Origin of the sequence: Bradyrhizobium sp. CIR48 (genome assembly GCF_014198315.1) — a bacterium.
GTDB lineage: Bacteria > Pseudomonadota > Alphaproteobacteria > Rhizobiales > Xanthobacteraceae > Bradyrhizobium.
Genome location: NZ_JACIHG010000003.1, coordinates 164,993 through 182,040, shown reverse-complemented (window position 1 = coordinate 182,040; position 17,048 = coordinate 164,993). Strand labels below are relative to the sequence as shown.

Here is a 17,048-nt window from a genome sequence, read left to right as displayed (position 1 = left end):
CGCGTGACAGCCTTGGTCTCCTGAGGCCGTCGACCGGTCACTGCCGTCAGAGTTACAGGAGTTGCAGCCCGGTCGCAGTGTGGGCGTGGCAAGATATTCCTGCCCGCGGGCCACAAACGGTCCGAACCGTACACTCGCGACCAAATGCGGGGAAGTGCACGCCAGCCGGGCTGGTGCTCCCCTGTCCAGGCGTGATGCATGTAGTTCATGAAGGTGCTCGCAAAACCGGGCTCGTCCGTTATCGACCATACTGGCCGGCTGCGCTTCGGCTGCAGGCGTATTTCTGTTACGCTGATGCGTGAGCCTCCGAGGGCCCGTGGAAAAAAACCGGATTGGCTTGATGAGGCGAGGCGAGGCGAGGTCAAATCCCGGGGTGCCCTTCACTGGGCCGATCGCATGGCGCGGTTGGCCGTACACGCGCCGGATCTGAATATCTTTTCGGCGAATTTTGTATTTCGCGATGCTCTCGGCTGGGAAATTGCGCAAGACGGGCGGCAATCCCTGTCTGCGACCGCAAAGGCCGTCGCCGGTCAAAGAGAGGCCCTGATCAACCATCTATTTCTCGTCAGCGGAAGTCGCTGATGCTGCAAAATTGCTTATTCCTGCGCAGTCGCCGTCAGAGGCCGCGGCGACGCTGGAACGGCTGGTCCAATCGACGCACAGCGTGACGCAGCAGTCGCCTCGACCGCCACCCCGGCTGCTAGGCGCGCGCGGCACTTAACTCATGTAAAGATTTATTGTTCTCAGAGGGCATCGATCAAATCGACACGATTGTTGATGGGCCCGGAATGATTGTCTCTCCGAGCTGAGAAAGCGTGCGCGCAATCGTCGCTAGATAAGGTCGTAATCAGATTTGGTCAGCTGTCACTGTGCTGCGCCTGTGAGGTATCGCAGCACGCGATGGTCTTTGGGGCGAGCGCAGGCGCTGTGCGCTCGCGTGCCCATGCTGTTGATCAAGATCGGGTTTCCACTCTTACGCTCGCTGATGGGTATGGTCACGCCATACCCAATGGCATCGGCGCACAGTTCTGGCGCCGATGTCTTTACTCGCGAGCCGGCGTCGGATGTGTCGAGAGGAATCTGGAGCTTGGCTTTGGTAGACCTTTCAATCGAACTTATAAGAGGCCTGGAAGAACGTACCCCAGCGCTCCATGCTGTACTTCCCAAATACGGACGGATCACCAATGCAGCCGCTGCTGCTGCACAGAGAGTCGCCCCGTTTTTTGGTCCACATGGCCCAATAGCGGCCTCCGACCCCGACGCTGATGTGCTGGGTGAGGAAGTAGGACAACACGCCCTCAATCTGGACTCCGCCACCACCACTGCCGCGTTGTTCAATGAAGGTGGTCTCGTCGCGCAGGAGGTGATTATCCCGCCCGATGAAATAGGTCCACGGCAGGTAAGCGACATCAGCGTTCAGACGCCAACGCTCGCTCAGCAGGGTTTCGGCGCTCAAGCCGATTCGAGGCGCATTCCATTGCGTATCCTCGCTGCCAACGATCCTGTTGTCACCCGGCTTAAGACATCGATTCCGCGGATTAGCGAACTCGACACAACCGATCGTGTCCGAGCTCTGGCTGTAGTACGTCCAGCCTAGAAATCCCCCGATCGTGTAATTCGTGTCGCGCAGGAAATCGTAACCGACGTCCGCCGTGTAATATGTGAACCTTCCGTTCGACTGACGTGAAAGGGTGTTCTGGTACGACCGTCCCTTGTGTGGCAGCCAATCTTCATCGTTCATCTTCCCTTTGTTGAAGCCCCCGATACCCAGATTGCTCTTCAGGAACACTCCCCACGGGCTGTCGACACGGCCGAATAACTCCCCGGAAAGTCCGTCCAGGCCATGATAAGTGAGCCTCGATACCAGTATGCTGGGGTCTTCAGGCCGGCCATACCGAAATGCGCTGTGATCCCACTGGAATCGTCCCCGGCTCAGCCAGAGCCGCGAGCCGCCTTCGAAGGACCACGCGGGCGCGTAGAAAATGGGTGGTACGCTGCGGGCTGATTTCGCATAGAGCGGCGCGCCGGACCATTGTGCGGCCTCTGGGTCCACACCAAAGTGGTAGTTCAGGCCAATCTTTCCGATGTGATAGTTGCTGGTCAGGCTGGTTGTGTCCGCCGGCAGAATCGCAAACGGAGGCAACTGCACTGTCGAGGCCGTCGCGACACTCGGCCCATCAAAATGCAGATAGTCATATTCCACGTTCACCGACCATGCAGGCGTTAGGGCTTGCTCGACGCCCAGCCCGATGATGCCACCGACCCGACCATAGTCGAAATGGGTTTTCTCCTGTGGCAAGCCGCGGCCTTCAAAGTTGTTGACGACATCGCCCCGATTGTTTTGCCAAGCTAGGCCTGCCTTGAGATAGGCCAGCGTGTGTCCGAGCGCGCCAAAGGCGTAACCGACGCGACCGGTCCCGGTGGCAAAGAGGCTCGGACCTGCCTTGCAATTTGCACTCACAACCAAGCCCGAAGGGGCGAGGCATGTATTTGTGCCCTCGGAGACCGCACCGCTCGCATCCAGCTCGATGCCAAACACCCAGCTGTTGTTCTGCCAGTTGTAACCGATCTGGCCACCTGCAAGGAAAGCCGGGGTATCCACGATGCCGCCATAGATTGATGGACCGTGTGGATTGCTGAAGGAGGTGCGGCCGTACCCACCGCCGGCGTGCCCGCCAATATAGCCTCCAGACCAGTTCCACACCGCCTGTGGCAGTTTAAGTTGTGGCTCAAGGTCCGCCGGCTTGGCTGCGCTGCTTGCGACGAGCGCAATTGTTGTCGCACCACAAAAAATAGTTCTCGATCGCATCAAAGTTTGTCCTGCACTTCCTGGTTCACGACCCGCCTCCTCAAGTATTGCCGCACGACAAATCGTCAGACAGACCAAACACGCGATAGCGCTCGCCAGGTCCGTCCCGAAGATCACCGCACTACGATTGGTGATGATTTCCCGAATGAAGCAAACCGTGTGCCGAACTGAATTCGTGCATTTCGCAGAATTCCCAAGAGTGTCTCGCGTCAACTTCCCGACCTTGGTCTCAAGGCTGACAGTCGACCTGTCCGGATGAGAGGCACGGTCGCAGCAGACCTGGTTAAAACCGTCCGTTGAGAAGCAGCGGAGGGAGGCGAAAGCGCCGCACTGAGCTTATTGGACGAGGTTTCCGGGGGACACTCGATCATGAAAGAGAAGGCTCTACCCGCAGGCTTAAGAAGTGATCCGCAGGCGAGCTCATATTCGTTCGGTCCGGCGGCTGTAGGCCGGTTTAGTGAGGACGGCTCTCCTGGTGCCATCCGATAAAGAGTAACGGTCGTGAAGAAAGATCGGGCTCAACGAGTCGCCCTGCAACTGGGGCCGCGCGAGCGGCATGTCGCCTGCTGCGCAGTCCGAATGCAGATGGCGAAAACATAAATCAGCATGGTCAGTGAGCGTAGATCTGGCTCATTGCGAGAGAAGTCAGGACCGAAGGTTGCACAATATCGTCTGCCAACTGCACGAGCGGGCGGTATGACCCCGACACATTTATCGCAATCGTCAAAACCTCTATCAGGACGCTACCTCTCATTCGCCGAACGTGAGGAGATCGCCATGAACAGGACGCTCGCGTGAACAGCGGACCTGCACTCGTCCCGAAATGGCGCTGAGGCAGTGCGCGCCGCCATTGCCGCCATGAAACTGCGGATCGCCAGGAACCACAATGCCGGCAAGACGCGCCAGGCCGGCCCGAACAGACGTTGTTGAGCTAGCCGCGCGATGGCCGGTTCGTGGCCGAGCGCAAGCACAATTTGCTCGCCCTGCAGCGACAAAACCATGATCGGCACCCACAGAAGGATTGCAACCCATAGCTCAATGCGCACCGGGCGCCGTACCAAAAGCACCGTCCGCCGCACCACATACTTGGGCCGCGGAGCGGACCCACCGCGGAGATCACACCGGCTGCGAACGACAAGCCGAGCGGCGAGATCATGCCGGCAATCGCGGCTGCCCACTGCCTCATTGCCGATATGGTCGATCCAGGCCAAATCCGTCGCCATCATCGCGATCTGTCCAACCTGCGTGAGCGCGATCGGGGTGGCAAGTGTTGCAGTTGCGGCGAGTCCGTCGGTGAGTTTGACGGCCAGCTACCCATTTCACCGACCGACGAGGCCGCGATGCGGGCGTTCTTTCTGCTGCCTTCCTCATGAACACACTGCCCCGGATTGCGCGCTTCAGCTATCCTTGGACCTCGCTGACACGATCTTATCGCTGCGGTCGCGTTCGCATCACCGGCGCCATGGCCACCGATAGCATGTTCTCACACAACAACGCACCACTCCAAGATTGTGAGAGCATTCTGGCCGACGTCCGGAAAAATCTTCTCTCTATATTGACCGCTGCCATAGTCAGCGCTGCTATGGCCGTCGTGGGCTGCGGCTTTGGCTGTCTCGTTCAAGACGTCGTTTGTTTCAAGCGCGACAAAAAGTACCGCCTGCAACTACGTGCCGCGGGAAAACCGACATCGATTCTTTATAAGGAAACGCTCAAGAGGCATTGGCATGCCGGTTGCTTGAAGATGTGACGAAACCACTTGGTGTTCAGATGAAACTTGCCCGCTTGATCGAAGGTCTCCTGATGCGCATTCCAAACCGTGCGCCTGCGCCCCGAACTCTGCCATCTTCGAAACGCGCTCCGGTCTGCCGGGCAGAACCCGATTGTCGTGTAAGGGGCTCGCAACGAATGGTGGTCCTCAACAAGATGGTCCACACACCAGGGCAAAAGGCGCTATACCTCAGGACGGTTGTTTGCGTCACTTTTGGCCGGTGGCTCGAGTGCGGGAGTCTGCGAGATGCCGAGCCTGGGTCCGTGAAGCTCAGCGGCGGCCTTCAGTCGGTGCTCTGCAGATGGTCAATGAGCTGATGCACGACGATTGGGATCGTGAGAAAAAACTCAGGCAACAGGACGAGCTCAAGGTCAAGCTGCTTCGCGCCCAATCGGTTGTCGCCGAATGTAAGGCAGGATTGGCGGATCTGGAGCGGAGGCTTGAGCGTCGTACGGTCTCATCGCCGAGCGATGAACGCCAGCGCAACTCTGCGGCAAACAATTCAATACGTAACCTAGGACCGCCCAAATCGCGAAGCGTCGATGATCCTGTTGACCAGGATGCGGCCGTGGCGTTTTCGCCTCGATCATGGGACCGCTGAAAGCTCGCGCCGCGCACGTTAACGGCGACAGGTTTTGTCACGGGGCTGGCGAAGATCTCGAGACCCATGGTGTTGCGAGCCCGGCGGGCGAACTGGATAACTGGTGCGGCCCTGCCGATAGGCTCGGCTTTTGGTTGATCGCGGTGCGTTGGCCAGGGGATGCGCGCAGAGTAGCACCACATATGGGACGTATCGCCGCGTCTTTGGCTAGAGTCTCCTGTTTCGGGAGCTGCTCAAGTAGATGTCCTGAATCGAATGTCAAAGAGCTCTCCGCCTTGAGCCACCCAGTTCGCTCGTTTTGTCCGTCTTCAAGGCGCTCAAGTTGCCGGTAGACCTGTCTGGAGAGGGCGCGTTCAATGACACGATGGTCTGCTATGGCCGTGGGCCATGCATGCGAGTCACGGGCGGTCCTGCCCGCGGAAGCCGACCATGCCTCATCCGGCATCGCATGGATGATGACGAGAACTGGTAACTATGTCCGCAAGCGATCACAATGCGATGCGAAAGAGGGCGGGTAACGGCAGTCACCCAAGTTCGTGAGCACCCAGGAAGAGGGGTCCCGGTGCGAGTGCGATCCGGTGCCGGCGTAGCCTCGTCAGCTTCTCGAAAGCTTCTCCGAATAAGGAATAACCTGATCCTCGACGGGAGGCTGGCATGGACTCACACAATTCCGACATATCCAATGCAGCACCTCCGGCATCGGTACAGCATGCTGTTGCAGACGATCAGCAACCGAACCAGGCGGAACAAGACGCCTTTGAGCAGCAATTGGATGCAGCGCTCGTGGCCCATCCCGCAGCGGATCGCCGTCGACAAAGTTTAGCGCCAGCGGCGATGAACAGTCCATGTCCCTAACCCGCAGGGGCTCGATCTCGATCTTGCCGCCGTAAAAGCCGATCCGGCCCCCCGTTCGTCCAACGACGTGTCGCTACACATCTTGCGGCGCGCCTTCCTGGCTGAACGGCAGCTTCGGTATCGGGTGACCCCCTGGGCGCTGCTGTCAGTTCTTGTAGTGCGGGTCTTTGATCGAACGTTGATGCGACGGATCGTGCGGATTGACGCGCAGTTGAGATGCCGCAAATCGGGACCGTTTGGGCGCGTAAAAACTGTGAGAGCGCTGAGAAGCTGTTTGGATTTTGGACTATCGCACAACGCTTCGTCTTTTTCGCGCATAGGCAAGGTGCTACGGCGCGATCGCACCGCCGAGGCCTCTGCTGCGTCTTATAAATGTCATCTTGCGCGGGCCAGTGACGCGCGCGGCGGCTCGATCGAGCCAGCGCTCAATACTAAACAAGGCACGCGGCAAGGATGCGCGTGACAAAGCACGAGCAGGTCGATGACAAAGCGTTTTCCCAACTGGGCCCTATTGTCCATACTCACCTCCATGGTTGTCTGCCCCGCCGCAAAGGCGCAAGACCGCCGGACTATCACCGAACCTGTTGCACCTCATACGGTCTGCGATCGCCCTGTGCCTTCCGGTAAGAACGATACACCAAGCCTACAGGACGCCATTGAAAATTGCCCCGCTGGGGCTGCAGTTTATCTCGGGCGCGGCGAGTTTCACTCAGGCCCACTGGAGATGAAATCGGGCGTGACGTTATGGGTCGGACGCGGTGCGACGCTGATCGCCATTCCCGAACCTGCTGCTTACGACAAGGGCCTCGGACAATGTGGTCGCATCGCGGAAAAGGGCGACGGTTGCCGGCCATTCATCAGCTTTTCTAAAACGCGTGGCGGCGGCATCTACGGAGAAGGCATCATCGATGGTCAAGGCGGAGCAATTATTGGCGGCGGCGCGGAAAGCTGGTGGCAGCTAGCCCGCCGCGCCCAAGCCCAGGGCGGCAACCAGAACGCCCCGCGCTTGATCCAGATCGATCATGCGCAGGACATCACGTTCTCTGGTGTCACCTTGCGCAACGCTCCCAATTTTCATATCGCGATGAGCCGGGTCGAAGGTGCCACGTTTTGGGGCCTCACGATCGATTCACCGGCGGACGCCCGCAACACCGACGGCATCGATCTTGGCGCGAGTCAGGATGTGACCATCACCCACAGCTTGATCCGTACGGGTGACGACAACGTCGCAGTCAAGGCCGGCGATAATGGCTCAAGCAGCCATATCTCGATCATTGATAATTATTTCGGCTGGGGGCATGGCATGTCGATCGGCAGTGAGGTGAATTCCGGGGCCAGAGACATATTGGTGCGTAATCTGACGCTGGATGGTACGACGTCTGGCCTGCGCATCAAGAGCGATGTCAGTCGAGGCGGTCTGGTCGAGAGCGTGACTTATGAGTACGTGTGCCTGAGGGGCAACAGGTGGCCCGTGGCTTTCGATACAAAGTATGATCCGCGCGCACAAGGCACAAGGATACCGGTCTATCGGCAAATCGTTCTCCGTCATGTGCATGGCGACACCGGTGTGTTGCTGATGCGCGGCGTAGACGAGGGGCATGCACTTGACGTGACACTCGAAGATGTCCGATTTGCCAATTCCGCGACTTGGCAAGTTGAACATGCGAACGTCACCGCAAACCATTCTGACGTATCACCGCCGCTGCCCGGACGAGCTGCAAAACCGTTGCTGCGCGGATCGGAGGTATGTTCCAGGGCATTCCGCGACGGCAATCGGTAAGCAGTCCACCCGGTGCCGAACTCGGGTACTGAGTTCCGCATCTAGGGCAAGATTACCGGTGTTGAAGAAGGTCAGCCTCATGCCCCGAGTTGGGTGCAATTGTCCGACGGTCTGCAGGGCCGGAATGTGAAGGTGACGTGCAGGTTCTGATTCCGCGCGAAAAATGTGCTTGACCATGCACGGCGGCTATCCCGCGGCGGTACCTTATATCGACTGCGTCGAACGTGCCGCGAACTCGACGAAGAGTGAAATCACATGCGAATTTTCGTGCCGTCTGCGCTTCTGGCCGGATGTTTCTGCATCTCGGCAGCGCACGCTCAGCCACTATGGGTGTCTCATGCCGGAAATGCAGACTATCACTCCGTGCAGCAAGCCATCGACGCGTTGCCGGCGGAAGGCGGAAATGTCCGGATCGCGCCGGGCGTCTATCGCGAGAAAGTCAAAATCTCAAAATCCGGTATTCATCTCTCAGGGACTGGTAGCAATCCGGAGGATACCGTCATTGTGTACGGCGACGGCGCGATCAATGTAGGAGGAACCGCCCGCTCGGCGACGCTGAGTGCCACTGGCGATGACTTCCGGCTCGAGAATCTGACCATACAGAACGACTACGCCCTCAATCCGGCCAATCCACCCTCGCAAGCGGTTGCACTGTCCCTAACCGGAGACAAGGACGTCGTCACGCGCGTCCGTCTGCTCGGCGCCCAGGACACGCTGTTTGCCGGCAAGGGTCCAAACGGCAGAATGTCACGCCAATACTTCTCGAACTGCTACATCGAAGGGCATGTCGATTTCGTATTTGGCAACGCCAAGGCCTGGTTCCGGCAATGTGAGTTGCACGGCATTGCTAATCAAGCGGTCGTCTTTACCGCACAGAGCAAGGCAGCTCCCGATGAGGACAGCGGCTATGTTTTTGATCATTGCAGCCTAAGCGCCGACCCTGCCGCGCGCGATATCGCGCTTGGCCGCCCTTGGCGGCCCTACGCCACAGTGGTCTTCCTGTCGACAAAGATGGATGCGCAGGTCGTTGCGGAAGGCTGGCGAGAATGGGCTCCCGGCAAGACCAACTCCTTGAGCACGAGCTATTATGCCGAATATAGATCCTTCGGCGCCGGGGCTAACCCCTCAGGCCGCGAATCTCACTCCCATCAACTGACCGATAGCGAGGCCTCGAGATGGTCGCTAAGAGTGTTCTTCGGAGGTACCACAGATTGGCTGCCCACGGAACGACATCGAGGGAACACAAAGCAACACTGACGGTGAGGAAACGACGGTGCTCCTTGGATAAATGACGGAGGAGAGCGGATAGACGGCGGCGCGTGCTGTCACGCCTCACTGTTGTTCCTGATCGCTGGGCGGAATGAGACGAACCGCTCATCATGTCGGTTGTTCGCCATGCTCGGCCGAAAGCGTTGGCCAGAAAAGTCAAGCTGCCAGCTAACCAGAGCAAAGCGACTAATGTCTGGGTGGTTCCGTCTTCCACTGCTGATGCGCCGTTGAGGCCAACTGAGATGTCCGGGCTAGCTCTCGCGCACCACCGTCTTCAGGTAATGGTAGGCCTTGATGATCTCGACCAGGCGATCCTCCGTGGAGCGGTCACCGCCATTGGCGTCGGGATGGTGCTGCTTGACCATCGCCTTGTACTTCGCCTTGATATCGCCGAGCGTCGCATTGGAAGTCAGGCCCATCACCTGCAACGCTTTCCGCTCGGCATTTAAAATCTTGCGCGCCTCGGGCTTGGCCTTCGCGCGGGGGCGGGCACCGGCGCGTCCGTTCACCTCGACGAGCATGCAGAGGGCATGCCAGTCGTCCTCGAAAGTGGCAGTGCTGCCGGTCATTTTGCGGGCGCTGATGTTCTCACCCATCTTCCAGGTCGGACGATGGCCGGTCAGCGCGTCGTTCTGGTAGCGCGCGACCGCTTCCGCGTCCATCCCCGAGAAGAAATTGTAGGACTGATTGTATTCGCGAACATGGTCGATGCAGAAATGCCAATAGTCGCGCGCATTGTCGCGGCCTTTGGGCGCGGGATGGGTAGCCTTGTTTTGGCAACCAGGCCATTCGCATAGCGCCGCGGTCTGGCGCTCCTGCGCTTCCCGCTTGTTGATGCGAATGGACGCGAAGATTTTGGATGTGTCGATGGGCATGACCGGGCTCCGTTGGCGGAGCGGCAGTTAACAGGGCCGCTTCTATGCTCGAGAATTGGTTTGGACCCAAGTTGGGTCTGACTCGGCCGTTGCGTTAGTGGCATGATGTAGCAGCCACTTCCTAGCAATCGACATGCCAGGACGGCGAACTTGTTCAGACCATCATCTCTTTACGTTTTCAGATTGCCTCAATGGCAATGTCGGGTTCTGCACATGGAGGTCTTGAACGGGACCGGGTGAGTACTCTCAAAGGCCAAGCGAAGGCACTGCTCGGCGGTAATCTGCGCAACGACGAAGGCGAGCGCGTCTTCGGTCTTGCGTAGCGTAACAGAAAGCGCATTGTCTCGATTTCAAAGGCATTGGAGCCACTCGTTCACGGATCAACGCAAGTCACAGCAACCGCCAGCCGCTGACGAAGCCCCTGCTCACCAGCCTAATCAGTAAAGTCTCGATCGATTCGCTGTTGGAGCGGGTTGATGCTGGCGCTGGCACGGCAGCCGGAACGCAGGAGGTGCTTGGCAAGGTGCTTGTCCACGTCCCGGATGCAGCTCTAAATGGTTATGTCGAGGCAATTCGTTTGCGGCGCGGATCGGTGCAGCCGTATCCCATGCAACACCAGTTTATCACCAATTGCCTCAGAGCATCGTGTGCCGAAGCGTCACCCAGCGCGGCGATGTCGCCTTTGGACAACCGCTTTCGAGCCCTCGCGCCTTTGGCGACGACGGGAAATGCACCGTGAATCAGAAACTGGATCTCGATTACGCCGTCGTCGGGTACTGGAATGCATGACCAAAACAAGCGAGACGAAATGATCGTGTCGATCACTCAGCGAATATCCGTCCTTGAGGATGGGCAGGAGAGCATTTCAGACATCGTGCATGAGTACAACCCGCCTGCTGTCGGAGTTGCAGCCTTCGTCATTAAGTCGAAGCCCATGATCGATTCAAACTCTCCTCCAGCCTGCGCACCTCCTCCGCGGCTTTGCCCGCGCAAATCATCGTTGCCGCCGGTAGCCCTGCCCAATAGAGACCAGAAGGTCGCCTTGACCGAAGGTGTCGCGTTTACCTGTCGCGCCGTCGCCCTTTAGAGCATGACGCAGCTATCGGCTTGCGAGGCGATTCCGGCTGGCAACCCGTCCAAACAACTGCTTTGCATCCGGAAGACTCGCGCGCAGCGTTCCCCGGGACCTTTCTGCCCGTTTATGTACAAGTGCCCCATTGCCTGCACGTCTGCCTGCACCGTCTCGTCATCGGATGCCGGTTCGCATTGGGAGAAGGCCGTAGACAGCTATAGCAGAGAAGGGTCTGCCGGAAGCTGGCTGGGATTGTCGCAGAACACAAGCCGTGGTTTTTCTCAGAAAAGGACGCTACGGGGTCGGTCATCGATTATCGCGTGGCCGTCGGCGGTGCATTGAAGCTTGTTCCCGAAGGAGAGTCCCGAACCGTCTTGGAGCAGGATTACCAGCACATGATTGATGACGGGTTGTTGTTAGATGTGCCGGACACCTTTGACCCATTGATGCGCCGCTGCGCGGAGATCGAAACGCGCGCGAATAAGCCGGCTTGAGTTTTCTCCGGAATTGCAGGCCTGAGCGATAAACGTCTACTGGTGTGCTCCGCATTGAGAGTGGGTATCGCTGACGATCCAGGTATTGGGCTTAGGAACCTCGGTAGAGAGTTAGCAGCCAGTCTGCTCCAAGCGTCTAGCTGACCAGCATCTATTGGCACCATAATAAACAGGAGCAACGCTGGCTTCTCCACCAGAGGAACTGCGACAGAAAAACAGATTCTACGGCAAAGGCCGCTTCACAGGGTGAGGCCGTGCTCATTGAGCACCTTGTCTCTAAGAGCCCCCTTGATCTCACGGGCGATCTCTTTGCGAATTGCGGGGCCTAACGCTCGCTTGGCATCTTCAACCAGGTCAGCTTCAGCCCCGGTCAATCCTTGGTCGGCGAGCTGTTGCTCCAATCTGCTGTCGAACTCCCTCCCCATTGCATCAATGAGCTGGTCCTGCGCCTTGGCGTGGTCTTCAGGTGCGATGCGACGCACCACATCGTCCCAAGGCTGCCAGTCCATTGCCAAGTAGTCGCCAAATTCAACCGCCTCCTTGGTCCTTACGGATGTCTCTGCGCGGTCAACGTCGGCGTCGGTGACGCCGGAGACCTCAAAGAAGCGCATCTCCGGCGCGACGTGTTGCAGGCCCAGCCGCTCGCGCAGCTTGTTCTGATAGGCAAGGAAGATCTCAATATCCTCGATGTCTTCGACATCGTCAGCCGAGCCGAGAGAGTGAGCCTTCTCGCGCGCAATCGCCTCGAGCGCGTCCATGCGGAACATGACACGCCCCAAATCGACGAGATCGGCAAGCCGTGCCTTGTGGTCATAGAAGCCGTTCTCGACTTCTGCGATGAGGCGCGCGGTCTGCATGCCGTTCCACGTCAAAGTTCTACGATCCTCGCAGCTTTGGTTGGCATCCCACGCCAGTTGAAAGTACTGCGCACGCAATTGCGGAACTTTTGTCGCCTGTCGCAGATCATTGGCCACCGATTGCCGAAATCCTTCATTGCTAGAGTTGACGGAATTGAACAGCTTGCCGAGGAAGAGCCCGTACTCCCGGGCGCCCGGCTCTTCTGCAAAGTTCTGCCAAGCGGCGAGCACCTCCCGATCGCCCTCCCGTGGATCGCTCTTGAGCCATTCTGCAACCGTTTCAGCGAGAGCTTCCGCCTGCTCATCGTCTGTCCCGGACGCTACACTTTCGTCGTCGCGCGAAAGGTGGACGGTCGGACCGGCATAACTCTCCGCGCTTAGGACTGTATTCAGGTCCGTCAGCACGTGCTCGGATAGCGGATTTTCAGTCAGCACTATGGTGATGCCGGCGCCCAACCCCGTCAGTAGGTCCTCGGGCAAACTAGTCAACTGGTTTAGGCTCGCGTCGAGAAACTCGAGCGAAGCGGGGAGAGTCTCAGGCAGCTCCGTCAGCTGGTTTTCGCTGACATCGAGAAACTCGAGCGTAGCAGGAAGGAGCTCTGGCAGATTTGTGAGATGATTGTGGCTGGCGTGGAGAAATCGCAGTGAAGAAGGGAGGCCTTCGGGCAGGTTCGGCAACCGATTGTGGTTGGCGCAGAGAAACTGGAGCCCGGCAGGCAGCACGGTAGGGAGACTCTCCAACCGGTTGGAGTTTACGTCGAGGCCTCTGAGCCCGCTTGGCAGCGCGGGCAGGCTGCTCAGGTGATTGCCACTGACATTGAGACGCTGGAGCGAAGCAGGAAGTTCGTCAGGCAAATTCGTAAGCCGGTTGAAGGGCACATCGAGCACAACGATTTGGCTTGGAAGTCTGGGCAGACTGGTAAGGGACAGCGACTCGAGATCCAGTATGGCGTCTTCACCCAGCGCATTCATCCGCCTTGCCGCTTCTTCCCGGTCCTCGAGGGGACCCACCTCCTGTTCAGCAAGCCAATTTTCGAGCGCCTCGTCTTCTTCAGCCGCCCCATGGGGTGAATGCCCAGTGTTCGATGCGAAGCCCGAGACGACTTCATCCCACTGTGCCGCTCCCCCGTCTTCCCCCGCGTCTTGTCCGGAAGATGCAGAAGAAATGCTTTCGCGGCGCTGAATCTGTCCTGCCTCAAAAGGATCCATTCCACTTTCCTTACCACACCGAGCCAACCCGGCCCGGGACAACTCCGTCCAGAACTTAGGGCATCTATCTTTCGACAAGCTGACAGACCTATCGCGGCAAGGGTACCGATGGCTTCGAAACCGACATGACTTCGGTACAACAAATCGATCGCGGTCGCGGGCAGTTATCTCCCATCTATACGTTTCGGCATCTAACCGACGCAGCGGCGGCTTAACATCGCGCCCCATCGCGGCAACGGTGGATTATCTCAATGGCAGCCAAGGAAGCCTCTTTCGGTTGAGTGCGTCAAAAGGAAGACCGGCAGTCGCTCGAACGCGCAACTCCGGAGCGGTCCTTTCATGTGGGTAAGGCAATCGGTGCAACGCTGGTCTTTTCCTTGGGTAACAAATCGTCCAACTTTTGTGTTTTGCAGCGAGACCCGTCAGCTAATCGACAGGTGGCCGTAATAGGGGCAGAACGATTTCACGTTGGCGGTCCTCTAGATCTGTCCGATCAACGGAACGGTAGGAAACGTTGCAGCCGCATCGATCCATTCGCCGCCTCGAACCGTGAAGCTGTCGCTTCGTCCAGGAGTGGGTCGACGCGTCGCACGTGCGCCCGCTCGAATGATTATTGCGCCAGCGCGCAAACTCCTGCTTCGCAGCATTGCGCGGCGGCAGGCGTATTCCTTAAGTTTCTGATGATGGAGAGAAATGGTGGACACAGGACAGACACCGCGGAGCGCAGGTTCCAGCCCGGACACTTTTGAAGAAGGGGAGCGTGAAAGCTACATCGGCGGCTTCAACCGTGCCCTGGCGAATTTGGTCGAAAGCTTGACAGGATATCGGACCCCGGCCTCCGCGCGCGCGCGAATCCTGGACGACTGGGTTGCCGAGGAGGGGCAGGGCGAAGCCGAGAACAGGCGACAGGGGCGCTCACGAATCAGGGCTGCGGATAACATGCGCTCGAACTCGGTCGATTTGTCATCCCTGTCTTTAACCGCTTTGCCCCACGCCCTTGCGCCGAGGCTACTGAACCTCGGCGCCATGCACAATGAGCTAAGTAGCCTGCCCGCAAGCCTTCCACCTGGTCTCCGCGAGCTTCTTATAAGCCACAACCAATTGACCAGTTTGCCGGACGCTCTTCCGGCGAGCCTCTATCGCCTCGAGGTAAGCGATAACAGGTTGACCAGTCTCCCAGACAGCCTCCCAGCGGAGCTGGGGATCCTGAACGCAAACAACAATCGACTGAGTAGCCTGCCCGTGGCTCTTCCAAGCAGCCTCACCTCGCTGTCGGTCAGTGACAATCAGCTGACCGAGCTTCCCGAGTCCCTCCCATGGGGTCTTGTTGAACTCGATGTCAGCAGCAATCAATTGGCCAACCTCCCCGAAACCCTTCCGAACTGGCTTCAATCAATCAATCTCAGCGGTAACCGGCTCACCAGCCTCCCAGAACATCTCCTACCGGGAAGTTTGAGCTATCCGCTGGAGAACGTCGAATTCGGCGATAATCCATTCCCGGACGAGGTCCGCGTTCGCCTTGCGGCACCGCATCTTGGGCAGCTGCCTCTGTACGAGGCTGCCGCGCACTGGCTGCGGGACGATCCGGCGGCGCCAGCCGAATGGCTGCACTTTGCGGATGAGCCTGGCGCCCAAGACTACGCCCGGTTCCTAGATCGGCTACGCGGTACCATCAATTATGGAAGTGCCGAGTTTCGGCAAGCCGTGGCTGATGATCTGCGGCAGGCGGCGGCCAATCCGAGATTGCGCGAACAGTTTTTCACACAGGCTTCCGAAGCCAACGCCAGTTGCGAGGATCGTGTTACCCTGCACTGGAACGGTATGCGGACCGCGCGCCTCAATGCTGACGTGGAGGAGGGGGTGTATGATGATAGGCTCGACCAACTGATCCAGCGCGGCCGCGTTGCATTCCGCCTAGACGCGCTGGACGGGATCGCGCGCGACCGAGTGAACTCGCTCCTCACCCTGCACCCGAACCTAGACGACGTCGAAGTCTACTTGGCCTATCAACATCTTCTGCGCGAGCCGCTGGAGTTGATCCACGTCGCCCCCGACATGCGCTTTCTGACGGTTTCTCACGTGACGTCCGACGATGCGGCGCGCGCTCTGGATTCGGTTCGCGAGCAAGAAGCGAACCAGTTTACCGACTACATGGCAACCCGCTGGCAACCCTGGGAGACGGTGCTGAGACGAATCGCTCCTGATGAATATGAAGCGATGCAAGAACGGCTCGTCGAAGCCATGGGCGAGGAGTTTCAAACCCGCTTGGATCAGCGACTGGCCCAGCACGGTCTTCTAGGCGATCCGGATGCCGAGCGGGTGCTCGGAGCCCAAATCCGAAACGAGCTCGCCAGCGAGATTAAACGCGAGGTCATGCACCGCGTGCTGGCCGCCAATGGCGGCCTCGAGTTATGAAGTCGCAAACCGCCGCAGGTATATTATCATTGCTCTGCGGCGGAAGCCAAAGATCGATGCTGCAGTCTCGCCAATCGCTGACAAGGAGCTTTTGCGCTTCGACGGCGCGCTGCGTCAATCAGTTCCTCTCGGTGTTGCCGAGCTATGAAAGCTGGGACTCAAGGCGAGGTGTGCTCCGCTCGAAAGCCTCGTCGGGACGAGCGCTTCCAGTTGAAAGTTGTTGATAAGACCAAGGTGGCGCGGCGGTGAAAGGAGTTCTTCCATAGGCGCTACCGCAGCGAACCAGCTCGCTTTGGTTGACGTTCAAGACAAAGCTCGCCGGAGTGGCCGGAGCTTAATTGATCTGTGACTGCGCGATAATCCTTGTCGAGGCTGAGTGGTCCCCGCTGTGATGCTTGAATTCCTCTCACGATCGACAGGGGGGATCCATTGATATCTCGTCGACTGGAATAGGCCCGGCGAAGAGGTGCGGAAAAGCGGGAGCGCACCCGTCCTGTCGCCAAGCGGTCGGCCGGACGAGAGGCCGTCAATCGCGCAGCAATGTCCAGATCTCGTCAGCTTTTCGAAAGGTTGCAGCTACAACAATCGAGAATCGTGTCTCGCTAGACGATCTGCTGCCGGCCGTGCGGATTGCTGCATTGCCAATACAAACATGAGGAGAGCAGGATGGATCCGGTTGACCCATTCTTGAATTCAGGAGCCTGGATGCGGGAGTACGCTGCCTTGCAGGGGCGAAATGGGCAGCGAGAGGATAATCCCTCCGAGCAGGGTGAATTTGAAAGGCGGCTGGAGGGCTTGAACCTCGATCCTTCTGATGAAACCAAATCAACGTCGCCTGATCGGGCTCTTACCGCACGCGGACGAGCAGTCCGGCGGGATGAGCTAGGTGGGTCGATGCGGGTGCCGCCACACTCCGCATTTAGGGAGAGTTCAATAGGCCCGACGCGCCGGAGCGTAGACATTCCTCGCTCTCAGCTTCCCGCTTTGGCGCAAGTGCCGCAATCCAGTTTGCGCGATGATCTGTTCAGCAGCGCACGCTATACC

Annotated in this window: 13 protein-coding genes; 8 read left to right on the top strand and 5 right to left on the bottom strand. The window is 58.6% G+C overall.

Annotation, left to right across the window (positions count from 1 at the left end):
• Window positions 1-207 precede the first annotated feature (207 nt).
• Complete coding sequence (locus GGD66_RS11160) at window positions 208-582, top strand: hypothetical protein (protein WP_183257731.1); 375 nt, start codon at window positions 208-210, stop codon at window positions 580-582.
• 523 nt (window positions 583-1,105) lie between these two features.
• Here the strand turns inward: GGD66_RS11160 and GGD66_RS11155 are convergent.
• Both GGD66_RS11155 and GGD66_RS11150 read right to left on the bottom strand, forming a co-directional pair.
• Window positions 1,106-2,809: an outer membrane beta-barrel protein gene (locus tag GGD66_RS11155; protein ID WP_183257730.1), complete on the bottom strand. Its 1,704-nt coding sequence runs from the start codon at window positions 2,807-2,809 to the stop codon at window positions 1,106-1,108.
• 743 nt (window positions 2,810-3,552) lie between these two features.
• Window positions 3,553-4,035 carry a hypothetical protein gene (locus tag GGD66_RS11150; RefSeq protein ID WP_183258085.1) on the bottom strand — a complete coding sequence of 161 codons (483 nt, stop codon included), beginning with the start codon at window positions 4,033-4,035 and terminating at the stop codon, window positions 3,553-3,555.
• Between GGD66_RS11150 and GGD66_RS11145 the strand changes: the two genes are divergently transcribed.
• The 5 genes from GGD66_RS11145 (at window position 3,964) to GGD66_RS11125 (ending at window position 9,070) form a co-directional block, all read left to right on the top strand.
• A complete protein-coding gene (locus GGD66_RS11145; RefSeq protein WP_183257729.1) occupies window positions 3,964-4,182 on the top strand; it encodes a hypothetical protein in 219 nt (72 codons plus the stop codon). The two genes, GGD66_RS11150 and GGD66_RS11145, sit on opposite strands and share 72 nt — an antisense overlap.
• Entirely contained in the window at window positions 4,179-4,556 is a 378-nt protein-coding gene (locus GGD66_RS11140) for a hypothetical protein (RefSeq protein WP_183257728.1), read from the top strand. Before GGD66_RS11145 ends, GGD66_RS11140 begins: the two co-directional genes overlap by 4 nt.
• A gap of 322 nt (window positions 4,557-4,878) precedes the next feature.
• On the top strand, window positions 4,879-5,178 hold the full coding sequence (locus GGD66_RS11135; protein WP_183257727.1) for a hypothetical protein: 300 nt from the start codon (window positions 4,879-4,881) through the stop codon (window positions 5,176-5,178).
• 1,336 nt (window positions 5,179-6,514) lie between these two features.
• Window positions 6,515-7,813 (top strand): glycoside hydrolase family 28 protein, encoded by a 1,299-nt coding sequence (locus tag GGD66_RS11130; protein ID WP_183257726.1) that lies wholly within the window; start codon window positions 6,515-6,517, stop codon window positions 7,811-7,813.
• A 255-nt stretch (window positions 7,814-8,068) separates the two neighbouring features.
• Window positions 8,069-9,070, top strand: coding sequence for a pectinesterase family protein (locus GGD66_RS11125; RefSeq protein ID WP_183257725.1), 1,002 nt, complete (start codon window positions 8,069-8,071; stop codon window positions 9,068-9,070).
• 263 nt (window positions 9,071-9,333) lie between these two features.
• On the opposite strand, the gene GGD66_RS11120 is transcribed toward GGD66_RS11125, so the two are convergent.
• A complete protein-coding gene (locus GGD66_RS11120) occupies window positions 9,334-9,957 on the bottom strand; it encodes a J domain-containing protein (protein WP_183257724.1) in 624 nt (207 codons plus the stop codon).
• A 558-nt stretch (window positions 9,958-10,515) separates the two neighbouring features.
• Window positions 10,516-10,782: a hypothetical protein gene (locus tag GGD66_RS11115; protein WP_183257723.1), complete on the bottom strand. Its 267-nt coding sequence runs from the start codon at window positions 10,780-10,782 to the stop codon at window positions 10,516-10,518.
• A gap of 567 nt (window positions 10,783-11,349) precedes the next feature.
• On the opposite strand from GGD66_RS11115, the gene GGD66_RS11110 reads away from it, so the two are divergent.
• Complete coding sequence (locus GGD66_RS11110) at window positions 11,350-11,523, top strand: hypothetical protein (RefSeq protein ID WP_183257722.1); 174 nt, start codon at window positions 11,350-11,352, stop codon at window positions 11,521-11,523.
• A 239-nt stretch (window positions 11,524-11,762) separates the two neighbouring features.
• Here GGD66_RS11110 and GGD66_RS11105 read toward each other — a convergent pair whose 3' ends face one another.
• Entirely contained in the window at window positions 11,763-13,589 is a 1,827-nt protein-coding gene (locus GGD66_RS11105) for an NEL-type E3 ubiquitin ligase domain-containing protein (RefSeq protein WP_183257721.1), read from the bottom strand.
• A 693-nt stretch (window positions 13,590-14,282) separates the two neighbouring features.
• Here GGD66_RS11105 and GGD66_RS11100 point away from each other — a divergent pair.
• Window positions 14,283-16,004: an NEL-type E3 ubiquitin ligase domain-containing protein gene (locus tag GGD66_RS11100; protein ID WP_183257720.1), complete on the top strand. Its 1,722-nt coding sequence runs from the start codon at window positions 14,283-14,285 to the stop codon at window positions 16,002-16,004.
• Window positions 16,005-17,048: the final 1,044 nt, after the last annotated feature.

What these genes read in the sequence shown, in the direction of transcription:
- GGD66_RS11105 (WP_183257721.1), bottom strand. Translation starts at nt 13,589, where the DNA reads ATGGATCCTTTTGAGGCAGGACAGATTCAGCGCCGCGAAAGCATTTCT.
- GGD66_RS11135 (WP_183257727.1), top strand. Translation starts at nt 4,879, where the DNA reads ATGGTCAATGAGCTGATGCACGACGATTGGGATCGTGAGAAAAAACTC.
- GGD66_RS11130 (WP_183257726.1), top strand. Translation starts at nt 6,515, where the DNA reads ATGACAAAGCGTTTTCCCAACTGGGCCCTATTGTCCATACTCACCTCC.
- GGD66_RS11100 (WP_183257720.1), top strand. Translation starts at nt 14,283, where the DNA reads ATGGTGGACACAGGACAGACACCGCGGAGCGCAGGTTCCAGCCCGGAC.
- GGD66_RS11145 (WP_183257729.1), top strand. Translation starts at nt 3,964, where the DNA reads ATGCCGGCAATCGCGGCTGCCCACTGCCTCATTGCCGATATGGTCGAT.
- GGD66_RS11160 (WP_183257731.1), top strand. Translation starts at nt 208, where the DNA reads ATGAAGGTGCTCGCAAAACCGGGCTCGTCCGTTATCGACCATACTGGC.
- GGD66_RS11155 (WP_183257730.1), bottom strand. Translation starts at nt 2,809, where the DNA reads ATGCGATCGAGAACTATTTTTTGTGGTGCGACAACAATTGCGCTCGTC.
- GGD66_RS11125 (WP_183257725.1), top strand. Translation starts at nt 8,069, where the DNA reads ATGCGAATTTTCGTGCCGTCTGCGCTTCTGGCCGGATGTTTCTGCATC.
- GGD66_RS11150 (WP_183258085.1), bottom strand. Translation starts at nt 4,035, where the DNA reads ATGATGGCGACGGATTTGGCCTGGATCGACCATATCGGCAATGAGGCA.
- GGD66_RS11140 (WP_183257728.1), top strand. Translation starts at nt 4,179, where the DNA reads ATGAACACACTGCCCCGGATTGCGCGCTTCAGCTATCCTTGGACCTCG.
- GGD66_RS11120 (WP_183257724.1), bottom strand. Translation starts at nt 9,957, where the DNA reads ATGCCCATCGACACATCCAAAATCTTCGCGTCCATTCGCATCAACAAG.